Raw genomic sequence first — 18,414 nt, 5'->3', positions numbered from 1 at the left:
CTTCCCCATGACTGCATCTCCATGTTCAGTTTAGGAAGAATAGGTCTTTCTTTGTTTTGTCTCCACCCTCTTTGCCGACGCAAAGAAGAGTGACCGGCAGCCCCCGCAGGGGGATGTCGTACGGCTGTTGGGTGCAAGAGCCAACACCGCTCAAAGAAAAAGCGAAAGCCCCCCCAAAAGCCACTACCCCCCTACACCCCCTCCCCCCTTACGCCCCCAACTTCCTCTTCAGCAACTCATTCACCTGAGCAGGATTCCCCTTGCCCTTGGTGGCCTTCATGGCCTGCCCCACCAGCGCGTTGAACGCCTTCTCCTTGCCAGCACGGAACTCCTCCACCGACTTCGCATTGGCAGCCAGCACGTCGTCGATGATCTTTTCCAGCTCGCCCGAGTCGGACATCTGCTTGAGGCCCTTGGCCGCGATGATGGCGTCGGCGTCGGCACCTTCTTCGCCTGCCCACATGGCCGGGAAGACATCCTTCTTGGCCGTGTTGTTGGACACCGTGCCATCGGCAATGCGCACCAGCAGCTTGGCCAGCTGGGCCGGCTTGACCGGGGCGGCTTCCAGCGCGATGCCTTCGCGGTTGAGCAGCGACGACACGTCGCCCATCAGCCAGTTGGCAGCCGGCTTGGCATTGGCCGCGCCAGCTTCAGCGACCACCGCCTCGAAATAGTTCGCGAGCGACTTGGAGGCGGTCAGCACGCTGGCGTCGTAGGCGGACAGGCCGTATTGCGACACCAGGCGCGCTTGCATGGCCACCGGCAGCTCCGGCAGCTCGGACTTCACGCGCGCGATCCAGGCGGCGTCGATCTCCAGCGGCAGCAGGTCGGGGTCGGGGAAGTAGCGGTAATCGTGCGCGTCTTCCTTGGTGCGCATGGCGCGCGTCTCGCCGGTGTCCGGGTCGAATAGCACGGTGGCCTGCTGGATTTCGCGGCCATCCTCGATCTCGGCGATCTGCCACTGGACTTCGTAGTCGATGGCCTGCTGCAGGAAGCGGAACGAGTTCAGGTTCTTGATCTCGCGGCGCGTGCCCAGCTTGGGACTGCCATAGGGGCGCACCGACACGTTGGCGTCGCAGCGGAAGCTGCCTTCCTGCATGTTGCCGTCGCAGATGCCCAGCCACATCACCAGCGCGTGCAGGGCCTTGGCGTAGGCCACGGCCTCGGCCGAGCTGCGCATGTCGGGCTCGGTGACGATCTCCAGCAGCGGCGTGCCGGCGCGGTTCAGGTCGATGCCGGTCATGCCGGCGAAATCTTCGTGCAGCGACTTGCCGGCGTCTTCCTCGAGGTGGGCGCGCGTGAGCTGCACGGTCTTTTCGTAGGTTTCGCCCTTCTTGCCTTCGACCTGGATGCTGATGCTGCCGCCCTGCACCACCGGCAGCTCGTACTGGCTGATCTGGTAGCCCTTGGGCAGGTCGGGGTAGAAGTAATTCTTGCGCGCGAAGATGCTGCGCGGCGCGATGGTGGCGCCGATCGCCAGGCCGAACTGGATGGCGCGCTCGACCGCGCCGCGGTTAAGCACCGGCAACACGCCGGGCAGCGCCAGATCAACCGGCGAGGCTTGCGTGTTCGGCGCCGCGCCGAAGGCGGTGGAGGTACCGGAAAAAATCTTGGAGGCCGTCGACAACTGCGTGTGCGTCTCGAGGCCGATCACCACTTCCCATTGCATGGCGGTATTCCTGTTCGTGTGCTGTATGTGTTGCTACTTGTTTGCTACGTGTGGCTATGTATGGCTACGGTGTTCTTTCACGGATTCGGGCTGGCCAGCCATGAATCCAGTTGCGCCAGCGCCGCATCGCGCGAGATCGGGTCGCCGCCCACGGTCACGCCCTGGCCGTGACGCGAGCCGTTAGGCACATCGCGCCGCACCCGCAGCGGCTCGGTGCCATCAAAGCCGTGATACGCGCCGGGGTAGATCTCCAGGCGAAAACGCGCATCCGGCTGGCGCGCCGCGACCGCCTCGCGCAGCATGGCGCAGCGGGTGGCGGGGGTCCAGTCGTCGGCGCCGCCGGTCAGCAGCAGCAGGGGCGTGCGCAGGCGGTACTCATGCCGCTGCACCGCGCTCTTGCAGCCAGGGTAAAAAGCCACGGCGCGCTCGATCGCCGGTGCGCCCGCCGGCCAGTCGCGGCTGGCGTCGATGGCACTGAGCACCGCCTGCGCGCCGTTGGACCAGCCCAGCAGCACGATATGCGCGGTGTCCACGCCGGGCTGCTGCGCGAGCCACTGTAACGCCGCCAGCACATCGCCGCGCCGCGTGGCGTCGTCGATGTCGCGGCTGTCCATGCGTTCGGTGCAGATGCCATCCGGTTTGCCGCGCGGGCCGAAACTGTCGGGCAGCAGCACCGCGTAGCCGCGCGCGGTCAGCCACTGCACGTACTCGCGGTAACGGCTCTGGAGCGCTGCCGCATCCGCGCCGCCACTGCGGTGCAGCCCGCCGCAGCCGTGCAGCGCAATCACCACGCGTACGGCCGGGACCGGGGCCGCGGCGCTGCGCTGCGGCACGAACCAGTAGCCGCTGAGCGGCTGGCCGCCGTCGGCGCCCGGGAAACGCACCGTCTGCGCCGCCGGCATGGAAGCCTGCGCCAGCACGGCGTGGCTTGCCAGCAGCAAGGCGCATGCGCCCAGGCTGAAGAAGGCCTTCAGGCGAGCGGCGATGCAACCGTGGGCGGCTCGGGACATGGCGTTGAGCGGGTTCATCGGGTCTGCGCGCAACCGCCGCCGCCAGGCTCGAACATCACCGGCCAGGCTTCTTCGTAGATGCCCGGCGAGCAACGCGCCTCGCAATTGGCGTGCGCGAGCGTGACCCGGCGCGGATCCTGCCAGATCATCAGCTTGCAGGCGCTGCCGTCGTTGGCGCGCAGCTCGATATGCGGCTTCTTCTGGGTCTGGCGGAATTCGGCCAGGTTGAAGCTGCACGAGCCGCGCTTGCCCACCCACAGCTTCCATGACAACTGCTGCACGGTGTTGTCCGTCACGCGCACCTGCGCATCCTCGCGAAAGCCGTCTTCCTCGGTGCGGCGGCAATCGCCGGCGAGGTCGATGTCGCGGCTGGCAATCGGCGGGGGCTTGCCGCCAAAGCGCGGCAGCGGGATGCAGGCCGCCAATGCAGCGGCCAGCCCGATGCCGAGCACGATGCGGGACAGCCAGCGCGCTGCGATCATGCCTGCGCGGGCCGGCGCAGGTGCCAGTCCGTTGCCTGCTGGAAGGCGTGCGCCGTTTGCAGCAGCTCGGCCTCGCCAAAGTAGTTGCCGATCAACTGCAGGCCAACCGGCATGCCACCCTCGCCCAGCCCGCAGGGCACGCTCATGCCGGGCAGGCCGGCCAGGCTGGTCGACAGCGTGAAGATGTCGGCCAGGTACATCTGCACCGGGTCCGCGCTCTTCTCGCCGAGCTTCCACGCCACCGTGGGTGCCACCGGGCCCATGATCACGTCGCACTGGGTGAAGGCGCGCTGGAAATCGTCAGCGATGATGCGGCGGATCTTTTGTGCTTGCAGGTAATAGGCGTCGTAGTAGCCGTGCGACAGCACGTAGGCGCCCACCATGATGCGGCGCTTGACCTCGGGGCCGAAGCCTTCGGCGCGGGTCTTCTTGTACATGTCCATCAGGTCGCGGTACTCGGCGGCGCGATGGCCAAAGCGCACGCCGTCAAAGCGCGACAGGTTGGACGATGCCTCGGCCGGCGCGATCACGTAGTACACGGGGATCGACAGCTCGGTCTTGGGCAGCGACACCTCGACCAGCGTGGCGCCCAGCTTTTCGTACTCGGCAAGCGCCGCGCGCACGGCTTGCTCCACGTCCGCTGCCAGGCCCTTGCCGAAATATTCCTTCGGCAGGCCGATGCGCAGCCCTGACAGCGGCTTGCCGGCGCTGGCGCCCACCCGCGCCTGGCCCAGCAGGCGGGTGTAGTCCTCGTCGACGCCGCCCAGGGCGGGCGCAACGCTGGTGGAGTCGCGCTCGTCGAAGCCGGCCATGCCGCCCAGCAGCATGGCGCAATCCTCGGCGGTATGCGCCATCGGGCCGCCCTGGTCGAGCGAGGAGGCGAAGGCGATCATGCCGTAGCGCGATACGCGCCCATAGGTAGGCTTGATGCCGGTGATGCCGGAGAACGAGGCCGGCTGGCGGATCGAGCCGCCGGTGTCGGTGCCGGTGGCGGCAGGCGCCAGGCCGGCGGCCACGGCGGCCGCAGACCCGCCCGAGGAGCCACCCGGCACGCGGCTGGCGTCCCAGGGGTTCCTGACCGGGCCGAAGTGCGAGTTCTCGTTGGACGAGCCCATCGCGAACTCGTCCATATTGGTCTTGCCCAGCGTGACCATGCCAGCGGCGGCGAGGCGCTCGACCACGGCCGCGTCGAACGGGCTTTCGTAGTTGGCCAGCATGCGCGAGCCCGCCGTGGCGCGCCAGCCACGGGTGACGAACACGTCCTTGTGGGCGATCGGCACGCCGGTCAGCGGGCCGGCTTCGCCGCGCGCGCGGCGCGCGTCGGCGGCGCGGGCCTGCGCCAGGGTGAGTTCGGGGTTGACGTCGACAAAGGCGTTGAGCGCACCCGCCTGCTCGATGCGGGCCAGGTAATCGCGCGCCAGTTCTTCGGCGGAGACGGAGCGTGCCGCCAGCGCGTCGGAAAGCTCGCGCAGGGAGGTCACGGAAGTTGCGGAAAAGGGCATGTCGGTCGGTTTGGCTTGGCAGGTGATGGCTGCCGGCGCAGCCTGGAGGCGGCGCGGCGCAGCCGCTGGGTCGAGGGCCGGGGTGCGTCTGACCTTTATTCGATGACCTTGGGCACCAGGTAGAGGCCGCCTTCGGTGGCCGGGGCGGGACGCTGGTAGTCCTCGCGGCGGCTGGGCTCGGTGACCACGTCGTCGCGCAGCCGCTGCGACATCTCGCGCACCGCGGACAGCGGGTGGGCCAGCGGCACGATGCCGGTGGTGTCGACCGCCTGCATCTGTTCGACCAGGGAGAAGAATTGATTGAGCTGCACAAGCGTCTGCCCGGCCTCGGCATCGTTGATTTCGATGCGGGCAAGGTGGGCGATGCGCTTGACGTCGGATAGGTCGAGAGCCATGGCTTGGGGTCGGTGCGAAAGGCGATGCGGGCGCGGCCGGGGCGGGCCGGGCAAGTGCTGCCGGGAGCGCCCGGGAATCGTCAAAGTTACAGGTTTTTTCGAGGAAGAAGCCCCCGAAACAGGGGGAATTATAAGGTATCATTGCGCGTTGCCATCCTTTGGCCGCGCCTTCGTCACATTGGTGCAAAACCGCCTCCTCCGGAGCATTTCGAGACACTCCGGCGAGACACTCCGGCGGGACACCCCGGCGGCGCACTCCGGCACCCGGGCCAGCCAGCACTGGCCGCGTGGCCCGACCGGCCCGCGCCGGCGCAGGCTTGAAGGCCCCCAAGGGATGACAGACAGGTTCCTCCGATTAGGCCGCCCCCGCCAGCAATTAATTTGTAATTGCAGCGCCGTTCCACCGAACTTTCGCGCGTGGTCTAATCAAAGGTTCCCGTAGAGGCTGCTTTCGCCACCTGGCAAAGCGGCCTTGGCTGGCGGCCCTGGCCCTGGCAGTTCGCAGCGGATGACAACGCGGACTGGCAACGGCGCCGGCCCCACCGGACGACCGGGGGCCTTAATACTACCCGTCGCTATGAATATCGTGGCTGGCCCCGCAGCGGCGCCGGCCACTTCGCATACTCGCGAACCACCAGAAACAGGATTCCTGATGTTCGGATTTCTCCGCAGCTACTTCTCCAACGATCTCGCGATCGACCTCGGCACCGCCAACACCCTGATCTATATGCGTGACAAGGGCATCGTCCTTGACGAGCCGTCCGTGGTCGCCATCCGCCAGGAAGGCGGACCCAACGCCAAGAAGACGATCCAGGCAGTGGGCAAGGAAGCCAAGCAGATGCTGGGCAAGGTGCCGGGCAACATCGAAGCGATCCGCCCGATGAAAGACGGCGTGATCGCCGACTTCACGGTCACCGAGCAGATGCTCAAGCAGTTCATCAAGATGGTGCACGACACCAAGCTGCTGCGCCCCTCGCCGCGCATCATCATCTGCGTGCCCTGCGGCTCGACCCAGGTCGAGCGCCGCGCCATCCGCGAATCGGCGCTGGGCGCCGGCGCCAGCCAGGTGTACCTGATCGAGGAGCCGATGTCGGCCGCGATCGGCGCCGGCCTGCCCGTGTCGGAGCCGTCGGGCTCGATGGTGGTGGATATCGGCGGCGGCACCACCGAGGTGGGCATCATCTCGCTGGGCGGCATGGTCTACAAGGGCTCGGTGCGCGTGGGTGGCGACAAGTTCGACGAAGCCATCGTCAACTACATCCGCCGCAACTATGGCATGCTGATCGGCGAGCAGACCGCCGAAGCCATCAAGAAGGCCATCGGTTCGGCTTTCCCCGGCTCAGAAGTCCGCGAAATGGAAGTCAAGGGCCGCAACCTGTCCGAAGGCATCCCGCGTGCCTTCACGGTATCGTCCAACGAAATCCTGGAAGCCCTGACCGATCCGCTCAACCAGATCGTGTCGGCCGTCAAGATCGCGCTGGAACAAACCCCGCCGGAACTCGGCGCGGACATCGCCGAGCGCGGCATGATGCTGACCGGCGGCGGCGCGCTGCTGCGCGACCTGGATCGCCTGCTGGCCGAGGAAACCGGCCTGCCGGTGCTGGTCGCCGAAGACCCGCTGACCTGCGTGGTACGCGGCTCCGGCATGGCGCTCGAGCGCATGGACAAGCTCGGCAGCATCTTTTCTTACGAATAAAGCGTAAGCAGAGGATTCGCACGTGGCGCGACGCGGCCTGCCGGACTACCTGGTCGAGGCAGCGCCTTGCCGCGCTACCCTCCCGACCCCGCCAGTCCCCGTGCACCACACCGCGCCGCGACGCCCCAGCCACTCCGGCTGGCGTGCCGCGGCGCGGTCGTGCCTGTGGCACCGGGGGACCTTTCTGCCAGCGCACGGGTAAATGGATTACACTCCGCCGCCGCTCTTCAAGCAGGGCACTTCCGCCGTTGCGCGCCTCGTCTTCTATGTGACGATCGCGCTGGCGCTGCTCATCGTTGATGCGCGCTTTGACGCCCTGCGCGTGGTGCGCCAGGTTGCCGCCACCGTGCTGATGCCGGTGGAGCGCGCGGTGCTGGTGCCGCGCGACGCGCTGCGCGCCACCTTCGACTACGCCCAGTCATCCGCCACCCTCGCCAGCGAGAACCGCGAGATCAAGCGCCGCATGGTGACCGAGGCCGAGGGTTCGGTGCGCCAGTCCCAGCTCGAGGCCGAGAACAACCAGCTGCGCAAGCTGCTTGGCCTGGTACAGCAGTCGGCCACGCCGGTGACGGCGGCCGAGATCCTGTACGACGCCCGCGACCCTTACAGCCAGCGCATCGTGATCGACCGCGGCAGCCAGCATGGCCTGCGCGCGGGCTACCCCGTGATCGACGAACGCGGCGTGATCGGCCAGGTCACGCGGGTTTCGCCGTTCCAGTCGGAGGTCACGCTGCTGACCGACAAGGAACAGGCCATTCCCGTGCAGGTAGTGCGCAACGGCTTGCGTAGCGTGGCCTTTGGCGGCGCCCGCGCCGGCCTGCTCGACCTGCGCTTCATGGCCGCCTCGGCCGACCTGCAGCAGGGCGACCTGCTGGTGACCTCCGGCCTGGACGGCACCTACCCGCCAGGCCTGCCGGTGGCCAAGATCGTCCAGATCGAGCGCAAGGCCGATACCGCCTTCTCGCGCGTGTACTGCGAACCGGTGGCCGGCGTGCGTTCGCACCGCCAGTTGCTGGTGATCCGCTACGAAGCGCAGTTGCCGCCGCGCGAGTCCATCGACGGCCCACGCGACGCCAAGGAGGCGCGAAGCGTCAGGGCGAACCGCCCGGGCGTGCGGGATGCCGAACGCTCAGGAGAGCGGCCGGCCGACAAGCCCGCCGACAAGCCCGCCGACAAACCCGCTGACAAGCCCGCTGACAAGCCGGCGCAAAGGCCGGCCGACAAGCCCGCCCCGGCCAAGGAGCCCAAGCGTTGACCAATCCCCAATACCTGCTGCGCCCGGTCAACCCCGCGTTTATCGCGCTGAGTTTCGTGCTGGCCTTCCTGTTCAACCTGATGCCCTGGGGCACCACGCTGTGGGTGCCCGACATGGTGGCGCTGGTGCTGGTGTTCTGGAACATCCACCAGCCGCGCAAGGTCGGCATGGGTGTGGCCTTCGCGCTCGGCCTGCTGATGGACGTGCATGACGCGCGCCTGCTGGGCGAGCACGCCATGGCCTACTCGCTGCTGGCGTACTTCGCCATCACCATCCATCGCCGCGTGCTGTGGTTCACGGTCTATACCCAGGCGCTGCACGTGCTGCCGCTCCTGTTCATCGCCCACGCTGTGCCGGTGCTGATCCGCCTGGCCATGGGCGCGCCGCTGCCCGGCTGGCAATTGCTGCTGGCGCCGGGCATCGAAGCGCTGCTGTGGCCGCTGGCCACCGGCATGCTGCTGGCGCCGCAGCGCCGCAGCGCCGACGTGGACGAAACCCGGCCAATCTGACGCTTTACCCCAACCGAAGTCCCGCCGTGCCCCCTTGGGGGGCGCGGCAAACCGCAAGGCTGACGCAGTACCATGACCGAAATACGCAATGTCGAACAGGAGCTCGGCCGCTTCCGCATCCGCGTAGCGGCGGCGGGCCTGTTTGCCGTGATCTGCTTCGGCCTGCTGTTCAGCCGTTTCCTGTGGCTGCAGTGGTACAAGCATGACCAGTACTCGGCCAAGGCCGAGGACAACCGCATCTCGGTGGCGCCGATCGAGCCCAACCGCGGCATCATCATGGACCGCAACGGCGTGGTGCTGGCGCGCAACTATTCCGCCTACACGCTGGAAATCACCCCGTCCAAGCTGTCCGACACGCTCGACAACACCATCGAGGAACTGGCCCAGCTGATCGACATCCAGCCGCGCGACCGCCGCCGCTTCAAGCGCCTGATGGAGGAGTCGCGCAGCTTCGAAAGCCTGCCGATCCGCAGCCAGCTCACCGATGAGGAAGTGGCGCGCTTCTCCGCCCAGCGCTTCCGCTTTCCCGGTGTGGACGTGCGCGCCCGGCTGTTCCGCCAGTACCCGATGGGCGAGTCCGCCTCGCACGTGATCGGCTACCTGGGCCGCATCTCGCAGCGCGACCAGGAACGCATCGAGGCCATGGACGAGGCCAACAGCGCCGAAGGCGCCAAATACGATCCGCGCAAGGACGCCGACAACTACAAGGGCTCCAACTACATCGGCAAGATCGGCATCGAGCAAAGCTACGAGACCGAGCTGCACGGCCTGACCGGTTTCGAGGAAGTGGAAGTGAGCGCGGGCGGACGGCCCATCCGCACGCTGTCCACCTCCCCCGCCACGCCCGGCAACAACCTGATCCTGTCGCTCGACATCCGCCTGCAGCAACTGGCCGAGGCGCTGTTTGGCGACAAGCGCGGCGCGCTGGTGGCAATCGAGCCGGCCACAGGCGACATCCTGGCCTTTGTCTCCAAGCCGACCTACGACCCCAACCTGTTCGTCGAAGGCATCGACACCAATACCTGGAACGAGCTCAACGGCTCGCCCGACAAGCCGCTCCTGAACCGCCCGCTGCGCGGCACCTACCCGCCCGGCTCCACCTACAAGCCGTTCATGGCGCTGGCGGCACTCACCACCGGCAAGCGCACCGCGGCCTGGGGCTTCCACGATCCGGGCTCGTTCACGCTCGGCAACCATACCTTCCGCGACGACAAGCCGGGCGGCCACGGCTGGGTGGACATGAACGCCTCCATCATTCAGTCGTGTGACACCTATTACTACATGCTGGCGCGCGACATGGGCGTCAACGGCATCCACGACTTCATGAAGCCGCTGGGCTTCGGCCAGATCACCGGCATCGACATCGAAGGCGAGAGCCGCGGCATCCTGCCCTCCACCGACTGGAAACGCCGCGCCTACCGCAAGCCCGAGCAGCAGAAATGGTATGACGGCGAAACCATCTCGCTGGGGATCGGCCAGGGCTACAACAGTTTCACCATCCTGCAGCTGGCCAACGCCACCTCCATCCTGGTCAACAACGGCATCGCCATGAAGCCCCACCTGGTCAAAGCGGTGGAGGATTCGGTCAGCCGCGAGCGCGAGCTCACCGTGCCCAAGGAAAGCTACCGCCTGCCGCTCAAGCAGTCGGATATCGACGTGATCAAGCGCGCCATGGTCGGCGTGACGCACTCGGGCACCGCCGCCCGCGCGTTCGCCGGCGCCGCCTATGAGTCCGCCGGCAAGACCGGGACGGCGCAGACCTTCACCATGGGCAAGAACGAGAAGTACAACCACCACGCGCTGGACGAGCGCAAGCGCGACCACGCGCTCTATACCGCGTTCGCTCCCGCCGACAACCCGAAGATCGCGCTGGCGATGATCGTGGAAAACGCCGGCTTCGGCGGTGCCGTGGCCGCGCCGATCGCACGCAAGGTGATGGATTACTATTTGACGGGCAAGTGGCCGGAAGAACTGGCGAACATCGCCCCGCCCGCGTCCGAACGCGCCGGCGGCAAGCCGCCCGTGGATACGCCCAGCGTGTTTACCACCGGCCACACCGCCAGCATCGCCAGCGCCACCGTCATGGGCGCGAGCGAAGCCGCCGCCACCAGCGAAGGCGCCAGCGTGCCGGCGGCGCGGGTGGCAGCCCGCGCCGGCGCCTCCGCCACGGCCGCCTCTGCCGTGGTGGCGCCGGTGATCGACCCCGCCGCCATCCCGCCCGCCTCGGCGGTGCAGACGCTGGACCAGCGCATGGCGCAGGCCCTCGGCCACAGCCGCCCGGCGCCGCCCCCCGCTCCGGCCGCCTCGCCAGTCATGGCGCCCGCCAGTTCGAAACCCCGCGCCAAACCGGCAACCGCGCCCGCCGCGGCCGGCGGCAACGCTTCACGCTGAAGGAGACGCGCCATGGATCGCCGCCGCGTCCTATCGTTCATCAAGACGGCCCTGACCGGCTTTGACAAGCCACTCGCGCTCATCGTCTTCCTGCTGTTCGCCACCGGCATCGTGGCGCTCTACTCCGCTGCGATCGACATGCCCGGCCGGGTCGAGGACCAGTTGCGCAACATCCTGCTGTCCTACCTGGTGATGTGGGTCATCGCTTACCTGCCAACCCAGACGCTGATGCGGGTGGCGGTGCCGCTCTATACGATCGGCGTGGCCCTGCTGGTGGCGGTGGCCATGTTCGGCCTGATCCGCAAGGGCGCGCGGCGCTGGCTCTACGTCGGCATGGTGATCCAGCCCTCCGAGATCATGAAGATCGCCATGCCGCTGATGCTGGCGTGGTACTTCCAGAAGCGGGAGGGCTCGATCAGGTGGTTCGACTTTGTGCTGGCGCTGGTGCTGCTCGGCGTGCCCGTGGGCCTGATCGCCAAGCAGCCCGACCTCGGCACCGGCCTGCTGGTGATGGCCGCCGGCCTCTACGTGATCTATTTCGCCGGCCTGTCGTGGAAGATCATCCTGCCGCTGCTCGCCATCGCGGTGGTCGCCATCACCGCGCTGGTCAGCTTCGAGCACGATATCTGCGCCCCCGGCGTGAACTGGCCGATCCTGCACGACTACCAGCAACACCGCATCTGCACGCTGCTGGACCCCACCACCGACCCGCTCGGCAAGGGCTTCCACACCATCCAGTCCATCATCGCCATCGGCTCCGGCGGGGTGTTCGGCAAAGGCTGGCTCAAGGGCACGCAGACGCACCTCGAGTTCATCCCCGAGAAGCACACCGACTTCATCTTCGCGGTGTTCTCCGAAGAGTTCGGACTGATCGGCAACGCCGTGCTGCTAGTGCTCTACCTGCTGCTGATCTTCCGCGGGCTGTACATCGCGGCCAACGCGCCGACGCTGTTCTCGCGGCTGCTGGCGGGATCGATCACACTGATCTTCTTCACCTATGCCTTTGTGAACATGGGCATGGTGAGCGGCATCCTGCCCGTGGTGGGCGTGCCGTTGCCGCTGCTGAGCTACGGGGGAACGGCGCTGGTGACGCTGGGCATGGGCATCGGGATCCTGATGAGTATCTCGCGGCAAAAGCGGCTGATACAAACATAGCCTGGCGTGCGATTTGGCCGCTGAAATGACACCTTGCTAAGGTATCCTCTCTCCTTTGGAACGTTCACCTCCAAGGGCTCAAATGCGGCGCGTCGTATTCAATCAGAAAGGCGGAGTCGGTAAGTCGACCATCGTCTGCAACCTGGCGGCCATCAGTGCCAGCGAAGGCCTGCGCACCCTGGTCATCGACCTCGATGCGCAAGGCAACTCCAGCCAGTACCTGCTCGGCGCGCACGCTGCCGAGGCCACCCCGACGGTGGCCGACTTCTTCGAGACCGCGCTCACATACAGCTTCAAGCCGCTGGATGTCACCGCGTTCATCCACGCCACGCCGTTCGAAAACCTCGATGTGATGCCTGCCCATCCCGAGCTCGATACGCTGCACGGCAAGCTCGAATCCCGCTACAAGATCTACAAGCTGCGCGACGCGCTGATCGAGCTGGAAGACGCGTACGACGCCATCTACATCGACACCCCGCCCGCGCTGAACTTCTACACCCGCTCCGCGCTGATTGCCGTCCAGCGCTGCCTGATTCCCTTTGACTGCGACGACTTCTCCCGCCGCGCGCTCTACACGCTGCTCGACAACGTGAAAGAGATCCAGCACGACCACAACGCGGACCTGGAAGTCGAAGGGATCGTGATCAACCAGTTCCAGCCGCGCGCCACCTTGCCGTTGCAACTGGTGGAGGAACTGGTCGGCGAAGGGTTGCCGGTGTTGAATTCACGGTTGTCGTCGTCCGTGAAGATCCGGGAGTCGCATCAGCATGCGATGCCGATGATTCACCTGGATCCGAGGCATAAGTTGGCGTTGGAGTATTTGGCGTTGCATCGGGAGTTGGTGGGGTAGCTTTTTTGCTGCGGCGTTGGCCTTTGGACCCAAGGGCCATACGACATCGCCCTGCGGGGTTGGTCGCTGTTTCTTTGAGCGGCGATGGCTTTTGCGCCCAAGGGCTCGGATGTGTGGGCTCTTTGGTTCGTCTCTTTCGGCGTTGGCCTTTGCACCCAACAGCCATACGACATCCCCCTGCGGGGGCTGCCGGTCACTCTTCTTTGCGTCGGCAAAGAAGACTAACGAGAAGAAAGCCGACCCTGCCGGGCGCAGAGCAATAAGGCTCATGGGCCTCGGTGGTTGCGTCGTACGGCCCGGAGTGCCGGCGGGCTTCTGCCGGTACCGGCTTGACTGGCCACGATCCTGCCAGCTTCCGGGATGCGTGGTGAGGCCCCCGGTAGCAGGCACTACTTGCTTCAAGCCGTCTGTCGCTCGCGGCATGGCCGGCCACGAAGTTGCAGGCGCACCGGTTCCGTCGTGGGCGCGGTGGCACCGGATTGATATGCCCAAGGCCCTGACCACCGCGCCCGCCCCACCACGAAACCATTGACGGGCGATGTGTCGTGGTGCTTCGTGCCGGTAACGGCAGATGTGGGAATGGTCACCGCACACGAGGTCAGGGGCCCCACAACGAAACCCATGGGCCATGCCATTGCGATGCCCTACAAACCGGTACCGGCAGATGCCAGCAGAACTGTGGCCGCACGACGAAACCAGTACCCCTAGCATCCGCGATTGTTCTGCGCCCGGCAGGGTCGGCTTTCTTCTCGTTAGTCTTCTTTGCCGACGCAAAGAAGAGTGACCGGCAGCCCCCGCAGGGGGATGTCGTATGGCTGTTGGGTGCAAAGGCCATCACCGCTAAAATAAACAGCGAAAGCCCCCCAAAAACCCCTACCCCCTACCCCCCCACCCCCTTCATCAAAAAATCCCGACTAACCCCACCCCCAAGCTCATGGATCCTGCGAAGAAAATCGCTAAGCCACCCATGAATCCCGACAGAAAAAATATCCTCGATCCGAGTGAATTTAAGCTCGGCATGCAGTTTCCCCGCCCGCCGCTCCGTCTCCACTGACTGCCCATTGCGCACCTGCGCCAGCAACGAAACCACCTCCCGCAAACTGGCCGCCAGCGACCGCGGCATATCCGGATGTACGATCAGCAACTCGGCCACGCGCTCCGGCGTGACCACCGAGCGATAGACCTTGCGATACATCTCCAGCCCCGACACGGAGCGCAATACCGCGGCCCACTGGTAGAAATCGTCTTGCTGCAGGCCGAGGTCGGTGGCCTGGAACTTGACGTCGAGAATGCGCGCGGTGTTGTCGGCGCGCTCCAGGAAGGTGCCCAGCCGCATGAAACAGTAGGCTTCGTCCTTGAGCATGGTGCCGGCTTCCACACCACGCGTTAAGTGGGAGCGGAACTTGACCCACTCGAAGAACTGCGCCGGATCTTGGCGCAGGATGCCGTCGGCAACCATCTGCTGGACATCGAGCCAGGTGGTGTTGATGGTCTCCCACAGCGGCGTGGTGAGTGCGCCGCGCACGGCGCGGGCGTTTTCGCGGGCGGCGCGCAGGCAGGACATGATCGACGCCGGGTGGCTCAGGTCGCGCACCATGAAATCGATCACTTCCTCGTGCACGACCGCGCCGTGGTGCGCGGCGAATACCGGCGTGAGCTCCGTCACGTCGAGCATCGCCAGCCAGCCTTGCTGTGCCACCTCGGGTGATTGCGGCAGCATCGAAGCCTGGTAGTTGACGTCGAGCATGCGGGCGGTGTTTTCCGCGCGCTCGGTGTAGCGGGCCATCCAGAACAGGTGGTCGGCGGTGCGGCTTAGCATGATGATTCCCCCTTTTCTCGGCAAACCCAGGCTACTGACAAGCAATTGGCTTGCCAGCCGCTGACCGCGGCGCGGTGCCTACTCGACCGGCAGCACGCTGACCTCCACTTCCACATCGTGCGCGCCGCCGCCCACGATGACGCCGCGCAGCAGCGAGACATCGCTATAGTCGCGCCCGAACGCCAGCGTGACGTGGCTGGTGTCGGCCAGCACGTCGTTGGTGGGATCGAGGTCGACCCAGCCGGCCAGCGGGCAGTACACCGACAGCCACGCATGGGAAGCGTCGGCGCCGATCAGCCTGGGCTGGCCGGGTGGCGGCTCGGTGCACAGGTAGCCGCTGACGTAGCGCGCCGCGAGGCCGAGCGAGCGCAGGCAGCCGATCATGACCTGGGCGAAATCCTGGCACACGCCGCTGCGCAGGCCGAAGGCTTGCAGCGCCGGGGTATCGACCTCGGTGGCCGTGGTCTGGTATTCGAAGTCGGCGTGCACGCGATGCATCAGGTCGATGGCGCCGGCCACCACGGGCACGCCGGGCGCGAAGCTGGCGAGCGCGTAGGCCTTGAGATCGGGATGCAGCGCCACGTTGGGCGAGGCGAAGCAGAACTCGCTTTCCGGCAGGAAGGGCTGCCCGGCGCGAAAGCGCAGCGCGGCGACGGCCGTCTCCCACGGCATGCTGGCGGCGGGGTCGAGCGACGCCCAGCGCGGCGTGACGCTGACTGTGCTCTCGCAGGCGAGCTGCATATAGTCGTGCGGCACGTCGATGGTGAAGTACAGCACGTTGTTGCCGAAGGCGTCGATGTCCGCATGCTGGTGCGACGGCGGCGGCTCGATCTGCGTGCTGTGCGCGTGCACCGCCTGCCATGGGCAGGTCACCGGAAACACCACGGCGCGCTGCTGGGCGTTCTCCACCGGCGCGGAGTAATCGTAGATGGTTTTGTGATGAATCGTCAGCACGGAGGCCACGCGTTCTGGCGCGGGCTCGGCAACGTCTTGCGCCTGGCTCATCGTCGCATTCATGGTTGCGCTCATGGTTGCGCCCCGACGCGGGTGCCGGCCATGCCGGCATGGCTGAAGTAGCGCGCACTGATTTCGTCCGAGAGCTGCACCATCATGTCAGTCAGTTGCTCGCACAGTTGCACCAGATTGGTGTATTTCCCGTCGGCGCCGCGCTGGCATAGTGCTTCCCAGCCGGGCAGCGTCTCCACGGTGGGCAGCCATTGCGGCAGCGGCACGCGCCCTGTGCCGGCCGGGCTGGCCGGCGGCGAGATCTGGCCGAGCTTGACGCGCAGCCGCGCCAGCAAGCCGTAGAGCCCGCGCGGGTTGGTCGGCTCGATCACCAACTGGTCGACCAGCGCGGGCACATCGGAGCGGCCCGGGTACAGCGCGCGGAAGGTCAGCGTGCTGTCGAACAGGTGCAGCAGCAAATCGAAGCAGGTCCGGTGCAGCAGCGCGCCGTTGTGCGCAAACACCCGCAGGAACGTCGAGAGCGTGGCCACGCGCTCGATATGGCGGCCGATAAACAGCAGGCGCCAGGCTTCGTCGCGGGTCATGCGGTCGCCCTGCGCGCCACTGATGGCGGCGAGCTGCATGGAGAGGTGATCCAGCGCCGCCAGCACGCGCGGACGGTCGTAGATGCCCGCGTCGCCGCCACCGCCGGGACTCCCCGCGCAGGCCGCCTCCATGGCATCGCCGAAATCGTTGCGCGCGGCCAGGATGGTGCGCCAGTGATCGTTGGACAGCCGGTTGCGGATTTCGGTGGCGGCGTGCACGTGGCTGGCCAGGTTCTGGCCCACGCTGGTCCAGCCGGCGCTTTGCGCCAGCGCGGACACCAGGCTGCGCTCGAACACACGCAGCGAGGCGCGCGGCTGCGGCGCGCCGGTCGGCAGCAGGCCGCAGGCGAGCACCAGTTCGCCGATCACGTCGAGCGCGCTGTCGTCGCGGTCGTCGCTGCTTTCGATCGAGCCCAGCACCAGGCGGCACAGGCGTACGTTGTTTTCCGCGCGCTCGGCATAGCGGCCGGCCCAGAACAGGTTCTCGGCGGCGCGGCTGGACACCGCCAGCGGCTTGGCCGCCGGCCCGCGCGCCGCGCCGGCCATGGGGAACTGCAGCGGCGTGGCGCCCGGCTGCGCCGGCTGGCTCGACAGCACCCAGGTGTCGACGCTGGAGCCGCCGAGCTGCATCGATACCGCCGGCTGCCCCTCGCCCGCAAGCCGGGTGAAGCCGCCGGGCATCACCTGCCAGCCGCCCCGCCCGTCGGCAATGGCATAGACCCGCAGCATGGCAGCGCGCGAGCCGATATGCGGCCCTTCCCAGCGTGGTGCGTGCGACAGCGGCAGATCGGCCTGGATGGTGAACAGATCCGGCACCTGCTCGATGCGCTCGCGCCAGTCCGCCAGGCGCTGCAGCCCGCGCTCCATGCCCAGGCGCGGGCCTTCCCACGGCTGCGCCATGCCGCGCGGGTAGGTTGGCATCAGGAAGGCTTCGGTGAATTCCCCGAGCGCCTCCTCACGCGCCGTGGCCTCGCCGCACCACCAGCTGGGCACGCCCGGCAGCAGCAATTCCTCGCCCAGCAGCGCGCGGGAAATGGCCGGCAGGAAGCCGTGGATGGCCGGCGTCTCCAGGAAGCCCGAGCCGGGCGCGTTGGACACCAGCACATTGCCCGCGCGCATCGCCTGCAGCAGCCCGGGCACGCCGAGCGTGGAATCCTGGCGCAGCTCGACCGGATCGCAATAGGCGTCGTCCAGGCGGCGCAACACCACATCGACGCGCTCCAGCCCGGCCAGCGTCTTCAGGTACACCACGTCGTTGCGCACCGTCAGGTCCTTGCCCTCGACCAGCGTGATGCCGAGGTAGCGGGCCAGGAAGGTGTGCTCGAAATAGGTTTCGTTGTAGGGCCCCGGGGTGAGCAGCACGATGTGCTTGCTGACCGAGGCGGCGGCGCCCGCCGCGGATTCCGGCGCGGGTGGCTGCGCCGCGGGCTGCTGCGCCAGCGTGGCCACCAGCTGCGAGAACGCGGCGGGCAGGCGCCGCACGCGCAGCTCGCGAAAGGCATCGGCGAACAGGCTGGAGATGATGAGGCGGTTCTCCAGCGCGTAGCCCATGCCGGAAGGCGTCTCCGTGCGGTGGGCCATCACCGTCCAGCCGCCCTCCAAGGTATGCGCGAGGTCCACCGCGACGATGTGCAGGAAGTTGCCGCCCGGCGGCTGGTAGCCCTTGAGCGGGCGCAGGTAGCCGGGATGGCCAAAGACCAGGCCGGCCGGCAGCAACCCCTTGGACAGCAATGCCTGCGGCCCGTAAATGTCGGCCACCATGGCGTTGGCCAGCTCAGCGCGCTGCGCCACGCCGCGCTCGATCCGCTGCCAGTCTTCCTCGCTCACCAGGAAGGGCAGCAGGTCCAGCGCCCAGGCGCGCGCACCGGCCTTGTCCGTGTTGTCGGCGTAGACGTTGTAGGTCACGCCGTTGTCGCGGATCTGGCGCGCCATGGCGGCAGCCTGCTGGTCAAGGCCGTCGATCCCTTCCTCGCCCAGTATCTGGAAAAAGCGCGCCCAGGGCTCGCGCAACCCGTCCCCGCATGCCCCCAGTTCATCAAGGTGCCCGGGCGGCACCGGCCGCGCGCGGTGCATCACCGCGTCGACGGCAGGGGCGGTTTCATCAAAAGGCAGGGACGGCTGAAGAGACACG

Annotated in this window: 14 protein-coding genes; 6 read left to right on the top strand and 8 right to left on the bottom strand. The window is 67.1% G+C overall.

Translation table 11 applies throughout. The features are described 5' to 3' along the window. Positions 1-208 precede the first annotated feature (208 nt). The 5 genes from gatB to gatC form a co-directional block, all read right to left on the bottom strand. A complete protein-coding gene (gene gatB / locus AC1RQK_RS13510) occupies positions 209-1,669 on the bottom strand; it encodes an Asp-tRNA(Asn)/Glu-tRNA(Gln) amidotransferase subunit GatB (RefSeq protein ID WP_492376565.1) in 1,461 nt (486 codons plus the stop codon). A gap of 77 nt (positions 1,670-1,746) precedes the next feature. Continuing rightward, positions 1,747-2,697 (bottom strand): dienelactone hydrolase family protein, encoded by a 951-nt coding sequence (locus AC1RQK_RS13505; RefSeq protein ID WP_492809321.1) that lies wholly within the window; start codon positions 2,695-2,697, stop codon positions 1,747-1,749. Next, complete coding sequence (locus AC1RQK_RS13500; RefSeq protein ID WP_492376563.1) at positions 2,694-3,161, bottom strand: hypothetical protein; 468 nt, start codon at positions 3,159-3,161, stop codon at positions 2,694-2,696. Before AC1RQK_RS13500 ends, AC1RQK_RS13505 begins: the two co-directional genes overlap by 4 nt. Then, a complete protein-coding gene (gene gatA / locus AC1RQK_RS13495) occupies positions 3,158-4,663 on the bottom strand; it encodes an Asp-tRNA(Asn)/Glu-tRNA(Gln) amidotransferase subunit GatA (RefSeq protein WP_253932840.1) in 1,506 nt (501 codons plus the stop codon). The genes AC1RQK_RS13500 and gatA overlap by 4 nt, the downstream gene beginning before the upstream one ends. Before the next feature lie 95 nt (positions 4,664-4,758). Continuing rightward, on the bottom strand, positions 4,759-5,058 hold the full coding sequence (gatC, locus tag AC1RQK_RS13490) for an Asp-tRNA(Asn)/Glu-tRNA(Gln) amidotransferase subunit GatC (protein ID WP_441640157.1): 300 nt from the start codon (positions 5,056-5,058) through the stop codon (positions 4,759-4,761). A 652-nt stretch (positions 5,059-5,710) separates the two neighbouring features. On the opposite strand from gatC, the gene AC1RQK_RS13485 reads away from it, so the two are divergent. From AC1RQK_RS13485 to AC1RQK_RS13460, 6 genes are all read left to right on the top strand, one after another. Then, on the top strand, positions 5,711-6,754 hold the full coding sequence (locus AC1RQK_RS13485; protein WP_035859663.1) for a rod shape-determining protein: 1,044 nt from the start codon (positions 5,711-5,713) through the stop codon (positions 6,752-6,754). A gap of 202 nt (positions 6,755-6,956) precedes the next feature. Continuing rightward, positions 6,957-8,009: a rod shape-determining protein MreC gene (gene mreC / locus AC1RQK_RS13480; protein ID WP_492809320.1), complete on the top strand. Its 1,053-nt coding sequence runs from the start codon at positions 6,957-6,959 to the stop codon at positions 8,007-8,009. Beyond that, on the top strand, positions 8,006-8,518 hold the full coding sequence (gene mreD, locus AC1RQK_RS13475; RefSeq protein ID WP_150992634.1) for a rod shape-determining protein MreD: 513 nt from the start codon (positions 8,006-8,008) through the stop codon (positions 8,516-8,518). Before mreC ends, mreD begins: the two co-directional genes overlap by 4 nt. Positions 8,519-8,590: 72 nt before the next feature. Beyond that, positions 8,591-10,909 (top strand): penicillin-binding protein 2, encoded by a 2,319-nt coding sequence (gene mrdA / locus AC1RQK_RS13470; protein WP_492376561.1) that lies wholly within the window; start codon positions 8,591-8,593, stop codon positions 10,907-10,909. 12 nt (positions 10,910-10,921) lie between these two features. Beyond that, positions 10,922-12,064: a rod shape-determining protein RodA gene (gene rodA / locus AC1RQK_RS13465; RefSeq protein ID WP_492376560.1), complete on the top strand. Its 1,143-nt coding sequence runs from the start codon at positions 10,922-10,924 to the stop codon at positions 12,062-12,064. Between the two features lie 82 nt (positions 12,065-12,146). Continuing rightward, positions 12,147-12,914 (top strand): ParA family protein, encoded by a 768-nt coding sequence (locus AC1RQK_RS13460; RefSeq protein ID WP_150993633.1) that lies wholly within the window; start codon positions 12,147-12,149, stop codon positions 12,912-12,914. Between the two features lie 880 nt (positions 12,915-13,794). On the opposite strand, the gene AC1RQK_RS13455 is transcribed toward AC1RQK_RS13460, so the two are convergent. From AC1RQK_RS13455 to AC1RQK_RS13445, 3 genes are all read right to left on the bottom strand, one after another. Next, positions 13,795-14,733 carry an alpha-E domain-containing protein gene (locus AC1RQK_RS13455; protein WP_492387268.1) on the bottom strand — a complete coding sequence of 313 codons (939 nt, stop codon included), beginning with the start codon at positions 14,731-14,733 and terminating at the stop codon, positions 13,795-13,797. Positions 14,734-14,811: 78 nt separating this feature from the next. Continuing rightward, positions 14,812-15,738, bottom strand: a complete 927-nt coding sequence (locus AC1RQK_RS13450) for a transglutaminase family protein (protein ID WP_492376279.1) — start codon at positions 15,736-15,738, stop codon at positions 14,812-14,814. 20 nt (positions 15,739-15,758) lie between these two features. Beyond that, complete coding sequence (locus tag AC1RQK_RS13445; protein ID WP_492376276.1) at positions 15,759-18,413, bottom strand: circularly permuted type 2 ATP-grasp protein; 2,655 nt, start codon at positions 18,411-18,413, stop codon at positions 15,759-15,761. Position 18,414: the final 1 nt, after the last annotated feature.

This window comes from Cupriavidus sp. GW822-FHT02D05 (assembly GCF_058802485.1).
This window is presented reverse-complemented; position numbering and strand designations above follow the sequence as displayed.